Annotated in this window: 13 protein-coding genes; 1 reads left to right on the forward strand and 12 read right to left on the reverse strand. The window is 61.2% G+C overall.

Annotated elements, in window-relative coordinates; translation table 11 throughout:
- Window positions 1–60 precede the first annotated feature (60 nt).
- From rpoZ to ACFFT4_RS33375, 7 genes are all read right to left on the reverse strand, one after another.
- Window positions 61–279 (reverse strand): DNA-directed RNA polymerase subunit omega, encoded by a 219-nt coding sequence (gene rpoZ / locus ACFFT4_RS33345; RefSeq protein ID WP_378053866.1) that lies wholly within the window; start codon window positions 277–279, stop codon window positions 61–63.
- 16 nt (window positions 280–295) lie between these two features.
- Window positions 296–922, reverse strand: a complete 627-nt coding sequence (gmk, locus tag ACFFT4_RS33350) for a guanylate kinase (RefSeq protein WP_378054477.1) — start codon at window positions 920–922, stop codon at window positions 296–298.
- Between the two features lie 13 nt (window positions 923–935).
- Complete coding sequence (gene remA, locus ACFFT4_RS33355; RefSeq protein WP_027084220.1) at window positions 936–1196, reverse strand: extracellular matrix/biofilm regulator RemA; 261 nt, start codon at window positions 1194–1196, stop codon at window positions 936–938.
- Window positions 1197–1377: 181 nt separating this feature from the next.
- The gene (locus ACFFT4_RS33360) at window positions 1378–3252 is read right to left on the reverse strand and encodes a bifunctional homocysteine S-methyltransferase/methylenetetrahydrofolate reductase (RefSeq protein ID WP_378053869.1); all 1875 of its coding nucleotides are present in this window, start codon (window positions 3250–3252) and stop codon (window positions 1378–1380) included.
- 390 nt (window positions 3253–3642) lie between these two features.
- On the reverse strand, window positions 3643–4479 hold the full coding sequence (gene dapF / locus ACFFT4_RS33365; RefSeq protein ID WP_378053871.1) for a diaminopimelate epimerase: 837 nt from the start codon (window positions 4477–4479) through the stop codon (window positions 3643–3645).
- A gap of 135 nt (window positions 4480–4614) precedes the next feature.
- Complete coding sequence (gene purT / locus ACFFT4_RS33370) at window positions 4615–5775, reverse strand: phosphoribosylglycinamide formyltransferase 2 (RefSeq protein ID WP_378053873.1); 1161 nt, start codon at window positions 5773–5775, stop codon at window positions 4615–4617.
- Between the two features lie 235 nt (window positions 5776–6010).
- Window positions 6011–8827, reverse strand: a complete 2817-nt coding sequence (locus ACFFT4_RS33375; protein WP_378053875.1) for a calcium-translocating P-type ATPase, SERCA-type — start codon at window positions 8825–8827, stop codon at window positions 6011–6013.
- A gap of 252 nt (window positions 8828–9079) precedes the next feature.
- Here ACFFT4_RS33375 and ACFFT4_RS33380 point away from each other — a divergent pair, with 252 nt between their 5' ends.
- Window positions 9080–10834, forward strand: coding sequence for an Rqc2 family fibronectin-binding protein (locus tag ACFFT4_RS33380; RefSeq protein ID WP_378053877.1), 1755 nt, complete (start codon window positions 9080–9082; stop codon window positions 10832–10834).
- Window positions 10835–10992: 158 nt separating this feature from the next.
- On the opposite strand, the gene ACFFT4_RS33385 is transcribed toward ACFFT4_RS33380, so the two are convergent.
- The 5 genes from ACFFT4_RS33385 to ACFFT4_RS33405 form a co-directional block, all read right to left on the reverse strand.
- The gene (locus ACFFT4_RS33385) at window positions 10993–11835 is read right to left on the reverse strand and encodes a PHP domain-containing protein (RefSeq protein ID WP_378053879.1); all 843 of its coding nucleotides are present in this window, start codon (window positions 11833–11835) and stop codon (window positions 10993–10995) included.
- Window positions 11828–12730, reverse strand: coding sequence for a LysR family transcriptional regulator (locus ACFFT4_RS33390; RefSeq protein WP_378053881.1), 903 nt, complete (start codon window positions 12728–12730; stop codon window positions 11828–11830). The genes ACFFT4_RS33385 and ACFFT4_RS33390 overlap by 8 nt, the downstream gene beginning before the upstream one ends.
- Before the next feature lie 108 nt (window positions 12731–12838).
- Complete coding sequence (locus ACFFT4_RS33395; protein WP_378053883.1) at window positions 12839–13276, reverse strand: hypothetical protein; 438 nt, start codon at window positions 13274–13276, stop codon at window positions 12839–12841.
- Between the two features lie 267 nt (window positions 13277–13543).
- Entirely contained in the window at window positions 13544–14338 is a 795-nt protein-coding gene (locus ACFFT4_RS33400; protein ID WP_378053885.1) for an ABC transporter ATP-binding protein, read from the reverse strand.
- A complete protein-coding gene (locus ACFFT4_RS33405) occupies window positions 14338–15264 on the reverse strand; it encodes an ABC transporter permease (RefSeq protein WP_378053887.1) in 927 nt (308 codons plus the stop codon). Before ACFFT4_RS33405 ends, ACFFT4_RS33400 begins: the two co-directional genes overlap by 1 nt.
- Between the last annotated feature and the right edge of the window lie 31 nt (window positions 15265–15295).

Here is a 15295-nt window from a genome sequence, read left to right on the forward strand (position 1 = left end):
AACAACCGCGAGGGTTGTCTTTCCTTCTTGATCCGTATCCGATTGCCGAACGTTCGTGCTTTATTCCTCGACTGCGACGGCCGGCTTGATGTGTTCGACCTTGATCGCTTCATGATAAATCTCTTCGAGAGCGACGCCGACCTGCTTGTGGGACTTCGGCGAGCCAAGATTGCACATGACGCCTTCGCGCAAGTTGCGCGCTCGCTTAGCCGCAGCGACGACCAGCGTATATTTGCTGTCGACCTTCGTTACCAATTCGTCGATGGATGGATATAACATATCGTTCACCTCTTCGTTAGACGTTATCCGCGGTCTTGAGCGTCTCCAGCTGTTCGAACAGCTCTCCGAGAAACCGTTCCCGCTTGCAGTGCTCCGCCGTAATGATCGCGCCGATCCGGCCGCAGGCCAGATCGATCTCGTCGTTGACGACGGCATAATCGTAATGGTGCAGCAGATTCATCTCTTCGACCGCCACCGACAGCCGGTGATCGATCGTCGCCTGGGTCTCCGTGCCGCGGCCGACGATTCTCATCTTCAGCTCGTTAAGCGACGGAGGCATAAGGAAAATAAAGACGCCCTCGGGGAATTTCTCCCTCACCTTGATGGCTCCCTGCACTTCGATCTCCAAAATGATATCCTTGCCTTCGGCCAGCGTCTTCTCCACGAACTCCCGCGGGGTTCCGTAGTAATTGCCGACGTATTCCGCATACTCCAGGAGCGCGTCCTTCTCGATCATGCGCTTGAACTGCTCGTGCGTCTTGAAGAAATAGTTGACGCCGTCCTGTTCTCCCTCGCGGGGAGAACGGGTGGTCGCCGACACGGAATACACGAGCCCGGGGATCTTGCCGCGCAATGCGGAGCAGACCGTTCCTTTGCCGACCCCCGAAGGGCCGGATAATACGAATAAAATCCCTTTGTTCATCGTGTTCCCCAATTCATTCATCGTGTTCGTCGTCTTTGGTAGACAACCGGTGCGCTACCGTCTCCGGCTGAACGGCCGACAAAATCACGTGATCGCTGTCCGTAATGATGACCGCCCGCGTGCGGCGGCCGTAGGTCGCGTCGATCAGCATGTGCCTGTCCCGCGCCTCCTGGATGATCCTCTTGATCGGAGCCGATTCCGGGCTCACGATAGAAATGATCCGATTCGCGGACACGATATTGCCGAATCCGATATTGATCAGCTTGATCGCCATGGTATGCCTTTTCCCCCCGGTCATTCCTACCATACAGGTGCGGTCGGCGCAACCGTCGCTTCCAGTGTTGCCAGAAGCGGTCCGCCGCATACTGAAGGCCGATAATGCCCTTATTTATACATCTATCGATTATTGCCTATTGTACTTCAAATCCCCGGGGGGGACAAGAGGAACTATAGGCTTATTTGAAGGGGGTCCGATTCAGGCTCGGGCTTGCGCTGCGAACGTATTCGGTCAGGGAAACGGTCATGTCGTAAGCCATGAACGGCGTCATCAGATAGATGCCGTTGAAATGCGCCATCGCCACGTCGAGCAGCTCTTCGGCGATTTTGACGCCTTCGGCGCGGCCCGCGGCCCCTTCCAGCCCGCTCATCCGCTGGCGGACCACATCGGAGAGCTGGATGCCCGGAACCTCGTTGTGCAAATATTCGGCGTTGCGTCCGCTGGCCAGCGGAAAAATGCCGAGAAAAATCGGGACGTTCAAATGTTTGGTCGATTCGGCGATTCGTTCGATCAGCTCCGGATCGTATACCGGCTGGGTCATAATGTAGTCCGCTCCGGCCGAAATTTTGCGCTCCAGACGCTGGACCGCTTTGTCCAGATGCTTGACGTTCGGGTTAAACGCGGCTCCGACGACGAACTTCGCTTTCTGCTTGAGCGGCTTGCCCGAGAAGGCGATTCCTTCGTTAAGCTGCTTGATCATGCGAATGATTTCGAATGAGGTCAGGTCGTACACCGAGCTGGAGCCGGGCAAATCCCCGAACTTGGCCGGATCTCCGGTCACCGCCAGCACGTGGTCGATGCCGAGCGCGTCGAAGCCCATCATATGCGATTGCGTGCCGATCAGGTTGCGGTCGCGGCAGGCGATATGGGCGAGCGGGCGAATGCCGACCCGCTCCTTCAGCAGCGCGGCCAGCGCCAGATTGCTCATCCGCGTGACCGCCAGCGAATTGTCGGCCATCGTCAGCGCGTCGGCTTTGGCGTCCTTCAGCGCCTGGGCGCCCGCCATGAACCTCGCGATGTCCAGATCGCGCGGCGGGTCCAGCTCGACGATGATCGTGTGGCGCTCGCGCACAAGATCGACGATGCTCGGCTCCGCGTCCTGCGGCGGCTCGGCCGGCGCCGAAGCCGCTTCAATGACGCTCGCCTGGCTCTCGGCGGGAGCCGGGACGGCCGCGTGCGCGGCGGGCGAATAGCCGCGCAGCGCCTTGGCGATCTCCGCGATATGCTCCGGCGTCGTGCCGCAGCATCCCCCGATCAGCTTCGCTCCCGCGTCCGCGAACTTGCGGGCCGACAGCCCGAAGTATTCCGGCGTCGCCGAGTAGACGACCTGGCCGTCGACGTAATCCGGGATGCCTGCGTTCGGAAACACGCTGAGCGGCAGGCTCAGATCGGGTGGAATCGTCTCCAGCGCGCGCAGAATGCCGGCCGGTCCGCTGCGGCAGTTAAAGCCGATCACGTCCGCGCCTTCGCCCTTCAGCCTGCGAAACGCTTCGGCGAGCGGGATGCCGTCGCGCGTTCTCTCCGGGTCCTCGACCGCGAATTGGCAGATGACGCTGATATCGCTTTTCTTGCGGATCAGCGACAGGGCGAGCGACATCTCCTCGAGGTCGAAGAACGTTTCCAGCAGCAGACCGTCTACGCCGGATCCGAGCAGAACGCCGATCTGCTCCTCGAAATCGCGTTTGACAACCGCCGTTCTGATGTTTTTGCCGGCGCCTCCCCGCACCGCGCCGATCGAACCGACGACGTATACGTTGTCGCCGACCGCTCTGCGGGCGAGCGCGACGCCGGCGGCGTTGATCTCTTCGACTTTATGCTCCAGACCGTAACGGGCCAGCTTGTTCTGCTGCGCGGAATACGTATTCGTCTCGATGATCTCCGCTCCGGCCGCCGCGTACTGCCGGTGCACGTCCGCGATGACGTCCGGCTTCAACAGGTTGAACTCCTCGAACGATACGCCGACAGGCAATCCGAGTTGGTATAAATACGTCGCCATCGCGCCGTCGCCGACCAGCGGCTTGCGGGCGAGGGCCGTGCGCAAATCCGGTTTCATGAAGCTTCCCATCCATTTCGTATAAGAGGTTATTCAAAAAGTCCGCTTTTGATCACGGAGCATTCCAGGAAGCAGACTCGACATCGAATCTTGCATTCAGCCGGGCCTTCCGGTACTCACGTAGGTTTGCCTACGTTCCGTTCCTCAGTCCCTAGCTTCATACAATATTCCAGGATGCATGGGCGAGCAGTTCGCCGTAAGGCGAACGACCAGCCTCGGTGCTGAAAACCGGACTTTTTGAACTTTCATTAAAATAAAGTATCCTTAATGTAGCATAATTTTCATCCCGGGAAAATGGCAAAACCCGACCAAATGCGATCGGGTTGAGCGGAATTTTCTATTTTGGGCGGAATATAGCGGCGATTTCCCGTGCCGAAGGCCGTTCCCCGCTTACGCGTCCACCGTTCCGGCATAGACGACGGCCGCCGGGCCGGTCATATAGACGCGGTCGCTGGTCTCGTCCCACCGGATGCGCAGATCGCCGCCGGCCAGCGAGATCGTCGCCTCGCGGTCCGTCAGGCCGTTCAGCGCCGAGGAGACCAGCGTCGCGCAAGCGCCGGTGCCGCACGCCAGCGTCGGACCCGCGCCGCGCTCCCATACCCGCATGTCCACCTGGCCGCGGGAATGGACGGTGGCGAACTCAACGTTGATTTTGCGCGGGAACAGCGGATGCGTCTCCAGCTTCGGTCCCCACGCCGCCAGATCGAACCCGGCCACGTCGTCCACGTAGATAACGCAGTGCGGATTGCCCATCGACACCGCGGTAAATTTAAATTCGCGCCCGTCCACCTCGACCGAATGGCCGATAACCGGATTGGCGTCGATCGTCGTCGGCACGTCGAGTCCGTTCAGAATCGGCCTGCCCATATCGACGGTCACCTGCGCGACCTGGCCGTCTTCGACTTGCAGCACGACCGGCTGCACGCCGGCGCCCAGCGTCTCGATCGTCAGCTTCGTTCCGGAAGCCAGGCCGTTGTCGTGGACGTACTTGGCGACGCAGCGGATCGCGTTGCCGCACTGCTCCGCCTCCGAGCCGTCGGAGTTGATGATTCTCATGCGGAAGTCCGCCTTCTCCGAAGGCAAAATGTACACCAGTCCGTCCGCCCCGATACCGAAAAACCGATGGCATAGACGAATCGCCAATTCCGCCGCGTTGTCCGGCAGAGCCTGCTCACCGGCCACGACGATAAAATCGTTGCCGAGTCCGTGCATTTTCGTAAATTCCATAACCGTATGCCTCCCGCTATGACCTGTCGGTCGGATTAATCGCATTCACTCGATTAATCATAGCGGGACGAAGGCGGGATGAGCATACAGCAACTCTGCAATTATTTGCACTTTTCGACTACGACGAACGGAAAATCAGCTTTCCAGAATACGAAGATGCCCCAGCGCCTTCGAGGCCCGCTCCCGCGCCTCCGCGACGGTGGCGCCCGTCGACAAGGCGACCGCCATCCGGCGCCCCGGCTTCGTAACCGGCTTGCCGAAGACGCGCAGCTGCGTATGCGGAACGGACAACGCGCCTTCGATGCCGCCGATCCGATAGTCGTCCAGCTCCCGGTCCGCCTTCAGCGGGCGGCTTGCCCCGGGAGCGACGTTCTCGATCTCCGGAATCGGATAGCCGAGAATGGCGCGCACATGCAGCGCGAACTCGGACAGATTCTGGCTGACCAGCGTGACGAGCCCGGTATCGTGCGGCCGCGGCGACACTTCGCTGAAATAAACCTTGTCCTTGGCCAAGAACAGCTCGACGCCGAAAATCCCCGCTCCGCCCAGCTCGTCGGTGATCGCCCGGGCGATCCGCCGCGCCTCTTCCAGCTGTCCGGCGGTCATCTCATGCGGCTGCCACGATTCGATGTAGTCCCCGTCTTTCTGGATGTGGCCGATCGGCGGGCAGAACGCCGTGCCTCCGACCGAACGGACGGTGAGCAGCGTAATTTCCGACTCGAAGGTAATGAACTCTTCGACGATCACTCTCGTCTGCTGCACGCGGCCGCCCTCCATCGCAATCGTCCAGCAGCGCTCGAGGTCCGCTTCCGAGCGGCAGACGCTTTGCCCTTTGCCCGAAGAGCTCATCAGCGGCTTCACGACGCAGGGGAAGCCCATCTCCTTCGCCGCCGCGGCGAATTGCCCGTATGTATCGGCGAACCGGTACGCGGCCGTCGGCAGGCCCAGCGTCTCGGCCGCCAAGCGGCGGATGCCCTCGCGGTCCATCGTCAGACGCGCCGCCCGGGCGGTCGGAATGACCCGATAGCCTTCCTCCTCCAGCTTCAGCAGCTCGGCGGTGGCGATCGCCTCGATCTCGGGCACGATCAGGTCCGGCTTCTCCCGTTCGACGACCTCTCTCAGCGCCTGCTTGTCCAGCATGTCGATCACATAGCTGCGATCCGCGACCTGCATGGCCGGCGCTCCCTCGTAGCGGTCGACCGCCACGGTCTCGACGCCGAGCCGCTGCGCCTCGATGACGACTTCCTTGCCCAGCTCGCCCGATCCGAGCAGCAGTATTTTTTGGCTTGCGTACATTCTGCACTCCCCCATCTGATCTCGATTCGCTAACGTTCATTATACACGATGGCCGGTCGCTGCGCAGAAGCCTTTCCTCCTCAATTCGACGACGCCGGAGCCGTCAAACCGGGTTTACTTCCATTATCCCGTCCGCTCAGACGAGGGTTATCGGCAGGTCTTCGGCAAATCCGGCCGAACAGCCAAACAGCCCTGCGCCCCGCGAGGCGGGAGCAAGGCTGTTTGGGCAGCCCGATTATCGGGCGGGTCTGGCCGAGGCGGAGTTGCCTCCGTACGTCATTTTGCTGCGGTTTTTCTTCTGCTTCGACGAGCCCCAGACGCTGCCGGCTCCCATCGCGAACGTCGGAATGCCGGCCGCGACGAGGACGAGCGCCCAATCGCGGAAGTCGAGCGGAACGGTCTTGAACACCGGCTGCAGCGGCTCGAGGTACAGCACCGCCAGCATCAGCACGAGCGAGGACAGCACCGCGAGGACGAGGAACTTGTTTTCCAGAAACCGGCGATGGAAAATCGAGCGCGAGCTGCGGCAGTCGAACACATGAATAAGCTGCGCCATGACGAGCGTGGCGAACGCGACGGTCTGCGCATGCACAAGCTGGTCCTGCTGCCCTTCGCCCGCCTTCAGCGCCAGCACGAACGCGCCGAGCGTGCAGAAGCCGATCAGCACGCCGCGGCTGACGATTTTCCAACCGAGACGCCTGGCGAAAATATTCTCCTTGGCCGGACGCGGCTTCTGCTGCATCAGATCGCTCTCCGCCTGATCGACGCCGAGCGCCATCGCCGGCAGCCCGTCCGTGACCAGGTTGACCCACAAAATTTGAATCGGAACGAGCGGCAGCGGGAATCCGGCCATCATCGCCAGGAACATCGTCATAATTTCCCCGACGTTCGATGCGAGCAAATAGCGGATAAACTTGCGGATGTTCTCGTAGATCCCGCGTCCTTCCTCCACGGCGGCGACGATGCTCGAGAAATTGTCGTCCGACAGCACGAGCGCGGAGGCTTCCTTCGTGACGTCCGTTCCCGTAATGCCCATCGCGATGCCGATATCGGCCGCCTTGACCGCCGGGGCGTCGTTGACCCCGTCCCCCGTCATCGCCACGACGTGCCCGCGGCGCTGCAAAGCCTGCACGATTCTCAGCTTGTGCTCCGGCGTGACTCTGGCGTATACGTTCACGTCGTCGGCGATTTTCTCCAGCTCGTCGTCGGACATCACCGACAGCTCGGTTCCGCTGACGACGCGGCCCTCGCGGCCGACAATGCCGAGCGTCCTGGCGATCGCCTCCGCCGTCGTGCCGTGGTCTCCGGTAATCATGACCGTCTTGATGCCGGCCTGGCGGCACTTGTAGATCGCTTCCTTGACTTCCTTGCGCGGCGGGTCCATCATCCCCGTCAATCCGACGAAAATAAGCCCGCTCTCGGCCTGTTCGCCGCTGTCGCAGCTTTCGTGCGCCTTGACTTCCCGGTAAGCCATCCCGAGGACGCGCAGCGAATCGCGCGCCATCGCCTCGTTCGCCTTCAGCACCTTCGTCTTCAGCGATCCCGTGAACGGAACGACCTGGTCGTCCCACAGCACGTAGGCGCATTGGCCGACGAGCAGATCGGGGGCGCCTTTGGCGCAAACCAGCTTGCCGCCCTGGTGGGAGACAAGCACCGACATGCGCTTGCGCTCGGCGTCGAACGGAAACTCCTTGACGCGGGTATACAGGCTTTGCAGCGCGGATTTGACCAGCCCCGTCTTGGCCGCCAGCACGAGCAGCGCCGCTTCCGTCGGATCGCCTTTGATTGTCCACTCCAGCTCGTCGGGGGACGCTTGTTCCCCTTTGACCGACTTGCGCTTTTTCGGATCGTCGCTTTTATCCTGCTGGGACAGATCCGAATTGTTGCAAAGCGCGGCGATCTGCGTCAGCCGGCGCAGAGCGGCGTCGCCCTTCACGTCGATGCCGAGGCCGTTCTCCTTGAGCAGGCCGGACGGCTCGTACCCTTCCCCGGTGACTTCGATCGTCCTTCCGCCCAGCCACAGCTGCGTCACCGTCATTTTATTTTGCGTCAGCGTGCCGGTCTTGTCGGAGCAAATCACGGAGGCGCAGCCGAGCGTCTCGACGGACGGCAGCTTGCGGACGATCGCCCTTCGCTTGATCATCCGCTGCACGCCCAGCGCCAGCGCGATCGTGACGATCGCCGGAAGGCCCTCCGGAATGGCGGCGACGGCCAGGCTGACTCCGGCCAGGAACATCTCGTAGGCAGGTTGTCCGTGCAAAATGCCGGCCAGCACGACAACTACCGTCAAGGCGAGCGCCACGACGATCAAGATTTTGCCGAGCTGCTCCAGCCGATGCTGAAGCGGCGTTTCCGCCTCCTCCGTCTGCTGGATGAGATCGGCGATCTTACCCATCTCCGTGCGCATCCCGGTAACCGTAACGATCCCCTTCGCCGTCCCCTTGGTCACCATCGTCCCGAGATAGCCGCAATTTTTACGGTCCCCGAGCGCCAGCTCCGCGGAATCGAGCTTGCCGGCCGTTTTCGCCACCGGCACAGATTCGCCCGTCAGCGCCGATTCGTCCACCGAGCAGTCGTTGCAGGATACGAAACGCAGATCGGCCGGCACCCGGTCGCCGCTTTCCAGCATCACGACATCCCCCGCCACGAGATCTCTCGCGGGAATGTGCAGCAGCTCCCCGTCCCGCATCACTTTGGCGAAGGGCGCGGACAGCTCCTTTAACGCCCGAAGGGAGCGCTCCGCCCGGTATTCTTGATAGAAGCCGAGCACTCCGTTAATAAGGATGATCGCGATGATCGTGAGCGCATCCAGAATTTCTCCGAGCAAGCCGGAGATCACCGTGGCCCCGACCAGCACGAGCACCATAAAATCCTTGAACTGATTCAGCAGCAGCTTCAGCGGAGAATCCCCGCGCTTCTCGGCCAGCTCGTTGGGACCGAGCGCCTGAAAACGCTCCGACGCCTGCTCCCGCGACAACCCCTGCTCGCCGTTCGTATCCAGCGCCTTCACCAATTGCTCCTCGCTTAGCTGATGCCATGCCTGATCATCCAAGATCGTCAACCCCTTCCGTCATCTCCGCGTGCGGTTCTTGACCTATATGTATTCAGACAAGCCGGGAAATATCCCGAGGGGTTGTACGAGGATTGCCGATCGCCAGCGCATGCAAATAGCGGCCGAGCCGCCGTCATGCGAGATGACGACGAGCAGGAAACTCCCCCGCGCTTTCCCTTTCGGAAAATGTATGGCATCATAAGAGACGGAAACTATCCGAAGCGAACTTACTTACACAGGAGATCAAACGACATGTCATTGGACGGAATCGTCGTCAGAGCGCTCGTGCGCGAGCTTCAATCGTGCGTCAAAGCGCGTATTCTTAAAATCTATCAGCCTACGGACAACGAACTGATCCTGCATATACGCGGGCAAGGCGCGGGCGGCAAGCTGCTGCTGTCCGCTCACCCTTCGATGCCCCGCCTGCACTGGACGGAGCAAGCTTGGGCCAATCCGTCCGAGCCGCCGATGTTCTGCATGCTGCTGCGCAAATATTGCGAAGGCGGCGTCATCGAAGCCGTCCGCCAGATTGGCATGGAAAGAGTCGTCGAGCTCGACGTCCGGCATCGGGACGAGCTCGGGGACGCCTCCCTGAAGCGGATCGTCATCGAAATTATGGGCCGTCACAGCAACATTATTTTGCTGGACCCGGTCACCGGCGTCGTGCACGACGGCATTCGCCACGTCACTCCCGCGATCAGCAGCTATCGCGTCGTTCTTCCCGGAACCGCGTACGTCGCCCCTCCGGAGCAGGACAAGGCCGACCCGCTCGGCGTCGGCGAAGCGGAGTTCGCCGAGCTGACGTCCCGCGGCGGCAGCCTGCCCGAGCTTCGGGACGACAGTTACGTCGACGCCGCTTCGAAGGCTCTGCTCGGGGCGTTCACCGGGCTGAGCCCGCTCATTTCCCGCGAGATCGCCTTCCGGGCTTCGCGGCACCCGCAGGGGCTGTGGGCGGCGTTCCGAGAAACGTTCGATCAGGTCGCGCGCGATGCGTACGAGCCCAATATCGTCGTGCAGGAGAACGGCAAAGCCGCCTTCTCGGCCCTTCCCTTGACGCATCTGGAAGGGGAAAAGCAAACGTTCCCTTCCGTTCACGAGTGTCTGGAAAGCTTTTATCGGGACAAGGCGTCCCGCGATCTCGTCCGGCAGCGCACGACGGATTTGAACCGTTTTCTGCTGAACGAAATCGCCAAAAACGAGAAAAAGCTGGGCAAGCTCAGGGAGACGCTCGACGAAGCGGCCGAGGCCGACAAGTTCCGCCGGCTCGGCGAGCTGCTGACCGCGCATCTGTACGCCTTCCAGCGGGGCGATACCTCCGTCGACGTCGTCGACTACTACGAGGAAGAGCAGCCGACGCGCACGGTCGCGCTCGATCCGCTGCTCACGCCGAACGAGAACGCCCAGCGGTACTTCCGCAAATACACCAAGCTGAAAAACAGCCGCGTCGTCGTAACCGAGCAGATCGAAGCGACGAACGCGGAGCTCGCCTACCTGGCCTCGGTGCTGCAGGGACTCGAATCGGCAACCCCGGACGACATCGGGGAAATCCGGGACGAGCTGATCGAGCAGGGCTACATTCGCGAGCGGGGCGTCAAGCGCGGGGCGAAAAAGCGGAAAAAGGACCGTCCGGCCGTGCTGTGCTACACGTCGAGCGAAGGCATCCCGATCTACGTCGGCAAAAACAACACGCAAAACGACTACATCACGAACCGGCTCGCTTCGGCATCGGACACGTGGCTGCATACGAAGGACATTCCCGGCTCCCACGTGCTCATCCGCGGCGGCGGCGAGTTCGGCGAGGCGACGCTGCACGAGGCGGCGATGCTGGCCGCCTACTACAGCAAAGCCAAGTCGTCTAGCAGCGTTCCCGTCGACTACACGCTCATTCGCTATGTCCGCAAGCCGAACGGCGCCAAACCAGGCTTCGTCATCTACGACGCCCAGAAAACGCTGTTCGTCACGCCGGACGAAAACCGAATCCAGCAAATGCCCTCCGCGGTAAAATAAAAAACAGGCGGCAATCCCGGGACTTCGCGTCCTTGAGATTGCCGCCTTTCTATAGGTGTTCCGCGCCAAGTGACAGGTGAACGAGTTCGCGTCGATATAGCGCCGCCTCGCGAGCTTACTGGCCTCCGCTGCCCCGTATTGGTCCGCAGACGAGCAAGCTACACCGTCCACACGCCGAGCCCCTCGAGGACGCTTGCGTCCACGCTGCGGTTGCCGATCGGACCGTGATAGACCTTGCCGTCCTTGATGCCGTGGAAATCGGAGCCGCCGGTCGTCAGCTTGCCCCGGGCCGCCGTCCATTCGGCGTAGCGGCGCTCCTGCTCCGGGGTGTGGTCCGAGTGGTACGCCTCCAGCCCGTCCGCTCCCCGCTCCAGCAAGGAGAGCGCCAGCTCGTCGTCGCCGTAAATGCCCGGATGGGCGATGACGGCCTTCCCGCCCGCTTCGTGAATCCACCCGATCGCCTCCAGCGAGGAAGCTCGTCCCTGCTTCTCGTAGCCCGGCTTCCCTTCCGCCAGCCATCTGTCGAACGCTTCTCTCAAGTCGGATACGTAGCCCTTGTCGACCATCGCCTGGGCGATATGCGGCCTGCCGACGGATTTGTCCTTGCGCGCCGACTTGCCGGCCGCGGCCGCCAGCTCCTCCGGCGAGATCGGCATGCCAAGCGCGCACAGGTTGGCCAGAATTCGTTCGTTCCGGCGATTTCTCTCCTCGCGCACGCCCTCCAGCCGGGCCAGCCATCTTGCGTCGTCCAAGGAAAATCCGTAGGCCAGCACATGAATGTCCTTGCCGTCCGTCACCGTGCTCAGCTCGACCCCGGGCACGACAACGACGCCGAGCTCCCGGCCGGCCCGCAAAGCTTCGCCGACGCCCGCAACCGTATCGTGATCGGTAATCGCTATCGCGAACAATCCGGCTTCCTTCGCCATCCGAACGTTGTCCGCCGGAGCGAACAGGCCGTCCGAAGCCGTCGTGTGCGTATGCAAATCCGCGCGTTTAGTCATGAGACAGCTCCCCCAATTCGTTCAGCAAAGCCACAGCCGGGATCGGGAGCAGCGACGAGCGCAGCCGAACCGCATAAAACTGCCGCCTGAAGCTGACTCCGGATATCCTTACCGGCTTCAGCAGCCCCAGCGCAAGCTCGTGCTTGATCGTCCATACGGACAGCAGCGACAGGCCGAGTCCGGCTTCCACCGCCGATTTGACCGCCCCCGTGCTGCCGAATTCGCTGACGACCCGCAGCCGCTCCTCCGTGACTCCGTGCCGCTGCAGCTCGTCAGCCATAATCTGCCGCGTGCCGGAGCCCTTTTCCCGCAGCACGAACGGTTCGCGGATCGCCTCCTCCAGCGATACCTGCTCGCGCAAGGCGAAAGGGTGGTCCGCCGGAGCGATCAGCAGCAGCTCGTCGTCCATGACCGACTGCGCCTCGATGCCCGGGACGTCGCACGGCGCCTCGATAATGCCGAAATCCAGCCCTTGATGAGCGACCGCTTCGATGATCTCGGTCGTATTCATCACCTTCATATCGACGGAGATGTCCGGGAATCTCCGCAGGAAGCTGCCGAGCAGCCGGGGCAGCACGTATTCGCCGATCGTCAGACTGGCCGCGAACTGCAGCCGGCCCTTCAGGTCCTCGATATACTTGATCATCATTTCGTCGGTGTCCCGCATCAGCTCCACCGCTTTGCGGGCTTGCGGGAGCAGACGCCGCCCCGCCTCGGTCAGCTCCAGCCGCTTCGTCGTCCGGTTGAACAGCTTCGTTCCGAACCGCTCCTCCAGCGCTTGCACCTGCATCGTCACGGCGGGCTGGGTCATATGCAGCGTCTGCGCGGCCGCGGAGAAGCTTCCCCTGTCCGCGACGGTGTAGAAAATATGAAGTTGATGCACGTTGAGCGCCATCTCTTGCCGCCCTCCCGTCCGTATGTTCTCTGGCATTATACCATAGAATACGAACAGCCGGGCGGAGGTGCGCCTCCGGCCCGGCCGTTCCGATCGCAACCCGGCCGTCTAGCGCCGTTTGCGGTTGTTTTTGATTAACGTCATGCGCCTGGAGTGGCGCAGCCACGAATAATACGTTTTCAGATCCCTGAGCTCCATCGTCTCCGACATTCTTCCGAGGAACGTCACGACGATCATCTTGTGGAGGGGATTGCCCAGCAGGTCCGTATCCGTCTCGCTCACGGAAAACTCGGCGACGAAAACGAGATCGTCGTCGATCGTGTAGACGTCCTGCTCATTCCGATAATAGGACACGATGCGTCCGTCCTTCAAGCATTCCCACATAAATTCGGCGATATCGGAATAGCCCGTCTTCTCTTGCTCCACGCGGTCGGACCAACGGGTGCGAGCATGATTGGTAATAATGATGTCGGAAATCTTCTTATCCCCAAGAACGACATGAAAGGGTTCGTAGGTGCTCCAACGCTCCGTATGCTTATCCTTCACCGGGCCATCCCCTTCCCGATTCTAGGTCTTCTGAATCATTTTGATCATGCGTCCTAGGAACTTAAGTACATTTTACAGCATCTATTCCCTACGATTCAACAATAAAATAGACATCTAGCAAATATCTCCATGCAAGCAGAAACGCCTTTGGCACCCTCTTGACGCAGAATTGCATTTTTTTCGGAGACGTTTCAGGATAAGGATCGCGCTTTTTTTGAAAAAGGAGGCCCCCTGCCGTCATCGCACGATGATCTGGGGCGCCCCCGTCTATCCCAACACGATTCGATCGTCCGAAAGCTGGTGACCGCTGATTCTCTCGAATTCTCCAAGCAGTTGGGCAACCGTCAAATTCACTTTGCGCTCGGCGGGAACGTCGAGGATGATGCGGCCCTTGTCCATCATGATCAGGCGGTTGCCCAGCCGGATCGCCTGCTCCATGTTATGGGTCACCATCAGCGTCGTCAGCTTCATATCGCGCACGATTTCTTCCGTCAAGCGGGTAATCAGCTCGGCCCTGGCCGGATCGAGCGCCGCCGTATGCTCGTCGAGGAGCAGAATTTGCGGCTTGGTGAACGTCGACATCAGCAGGCTGAGCGCCTGGCGCTCCCCGCCGGAGAGCAGGCCGACCTTGGCGCTCATCCGATTCTCGAGACCGATGCCGAGGCGGCTCAGCTGCTCGCGGAACAGCTTCCGCTTCGCCGCCGTGGCTCCCCAGGCCAGTCCGCGCGCTTTGCCGCGCTTGTAGGCCATCGTCAAGTTTTCCTCGATCGTCATGCGCGGCGCGGTGCCGGCCATCGGATCCTGAAATACCCTGCCGATCCAGCGGCTTCTTCTATATTCGGGCAAACCGTGCACTTCCGTGCCTTCGATCCGAATCGCGCCGATGTCCGGCTTCATGACGCCCGAAATCAGATTCATCAGCGTGGACTTGCCCGCGCCGTTGCTGCCGATTACGGTGACGAAGTCGCCCGCCTTGATGGTCAGATTGGCGTTCACGAGCGCGATCTTCTCGTCCGGCGTTCCCGGGTTGAAGAGCTTGGATACGTTCGTTAGATCGAGCATCAGATTTTGCCTCCTTCGCCCGGAGCGATCGCCGCCAGCAGCTCCTCGGAGCGCTTCTTGGCGACGCTGCGCTGCTTCATGACGCGGCGCACGTACGGAACGACGAGCGCGACGATAACGATAAGCGCGGTAACCAGCTTAAGATCGGACGCTTCGAACAGTTCGATGCGCAGCGCCACGGCGATGACGATCCGATAGATGATCGCCCCGATCACGACAGCCAGAGTCGCCATGAACACCGTTCTCGTGCCGAAGATCGCTTCGCCGATAATCACCGAGGCGAGGCCGATTACGATCATGCCCACCCCCATCGTCACGTCCGCGAAGCCGCCCTGCTGGGCGATGAGCGCGCCGGACAATGCGACAAGGCCGTTCGACAGGCTGACGCCCAATATTTTCGCGACGTCGGTATTCGCTCCGAAGCTGCGGATCATCCGCTCGTTGTCGCCCGTGGCCCGCAGGGCAAGTCCGATATCGGTATGCAGGAAAACGTCCAGCAGCAGCTTGACGATCAGCACGGCGATGCCCATGACGAGAATAAACAGCCCGACCGGCTTGACGATCGAGGAGATCAGCGTATCCGTATTGACGATGGACACGTTCGGCCGCCCCATGATCCGAAGATTGATAGAGTGAAGCGCGATCATCATCAGAATGCCGGCCAGCAATCCGTTCACCTTGCCCTTCGTATGCAGAAGGCCGGTGCAGACGCCGGCGAGCAGCCCGCCTCCGAAGGCGGCCAGCGTGGCAAGCACGGGGGGATAGCCCTGCGAGATCATAATCGCGGCGATGCCTCCGCCCATCGCGAAGCTGCCGTCGACGGTCAGGTCGGGAAAATCCAAGATGCGGAACGTGATGTAGACCCCCAGCGCCATCAAAGCGAACATCAAGCCCAGCGCAATGGCCCCGTAGATCGACTCAATCATCGTAAAGCCTCCTCGCAGACAAAAGAGGTGA

Source organism: Cohnella cellulosilytica (assembly GCF_042431195.1).
Taxonomy (GTDB): domain Bacteria; phylum Bacillota; class Bacilli; order Paenibacillales; family Paenibacillaceae; genus Cohnella; species Cohnella cellulosilytica.

Bases quoted from the DNA above. Each gene is read 5' to 3' on its own strand.
- rpoZ (WP_378053866.1), bottom strand. From the start codon at position 279: ATGTTATATCCATCCATCGACGAATTGGTAACGAAGGTCGACAGCAAA.
- gmk (WP_378054477.1), bottom strand. From the start codon at position 922: ATGAACAAAGGGATTTTATTCGTATTATCCGGCCCTTCGGGGGTCGGC.
- remA (WP_027084220.1), bottom strand. From the start codon at position 1,196: ATGGCGATCAAGCTGATCAATATCGGATTCGGCAATATCGTGTCCGCG.
- ACFFT4_RS33360 (WP_378053869.1), bottom strand. From the start codon at position 3,252: ATGAAACCGGATTTGCGCACGGCCCTCGCCCGCAAGCCGCTGGTCGGC.
- dapF (WP_378053871.1), bottom strand. From the start codon at position 4,479: ATGGAATTTACGAAAATGCACGGACTCGGCAACGATTTTATCGTCGTG.
- purT (WP_378053873.1), bottom strand. From the start codon at position 5,775: ATGTACGCAAGCCAAAAAATACTGCTGCTCGGATCGGGCGAGCTGGGC.
- ACFFT4_RS33380 (WP_378053877.1), top strand. From the start codon at position 9,080: ATGTCATTGGACGGAATCGTCGTCAGAGCGCTCGTGCGCGAGCTTCAA.
- ACFFT4_RS33385 (WP_378053879.1), bottom strand. From the start codon at position 11,835: ATGACTAAACGCGCGGATTTGCATACGCACACGACGGCTTCGGACGGC.
- ACFFT4_RS33390 (WP_378053881.1), bottom strand. From the start codon at position 12,730: ATGGCGCTCAACGTGCATCAACTTCATATTTTCTACACCGTCGCGGAC.
- ACFFT4_RS33400 (WP_378053885.1), bottom strand. From the start codon at position 14,338: ATGCTCGATCTAACGAACGTATCCAAGCTCTTCAACCCGGGAACGCCG.
- ACFFT4_RS33405 (WP_378053887.1), bottom strand. From the start codon at position 15,264: ATGATTGAGTCGATCTACGGGGCCATTGCGCTGGGCTTGATGTTCGCT.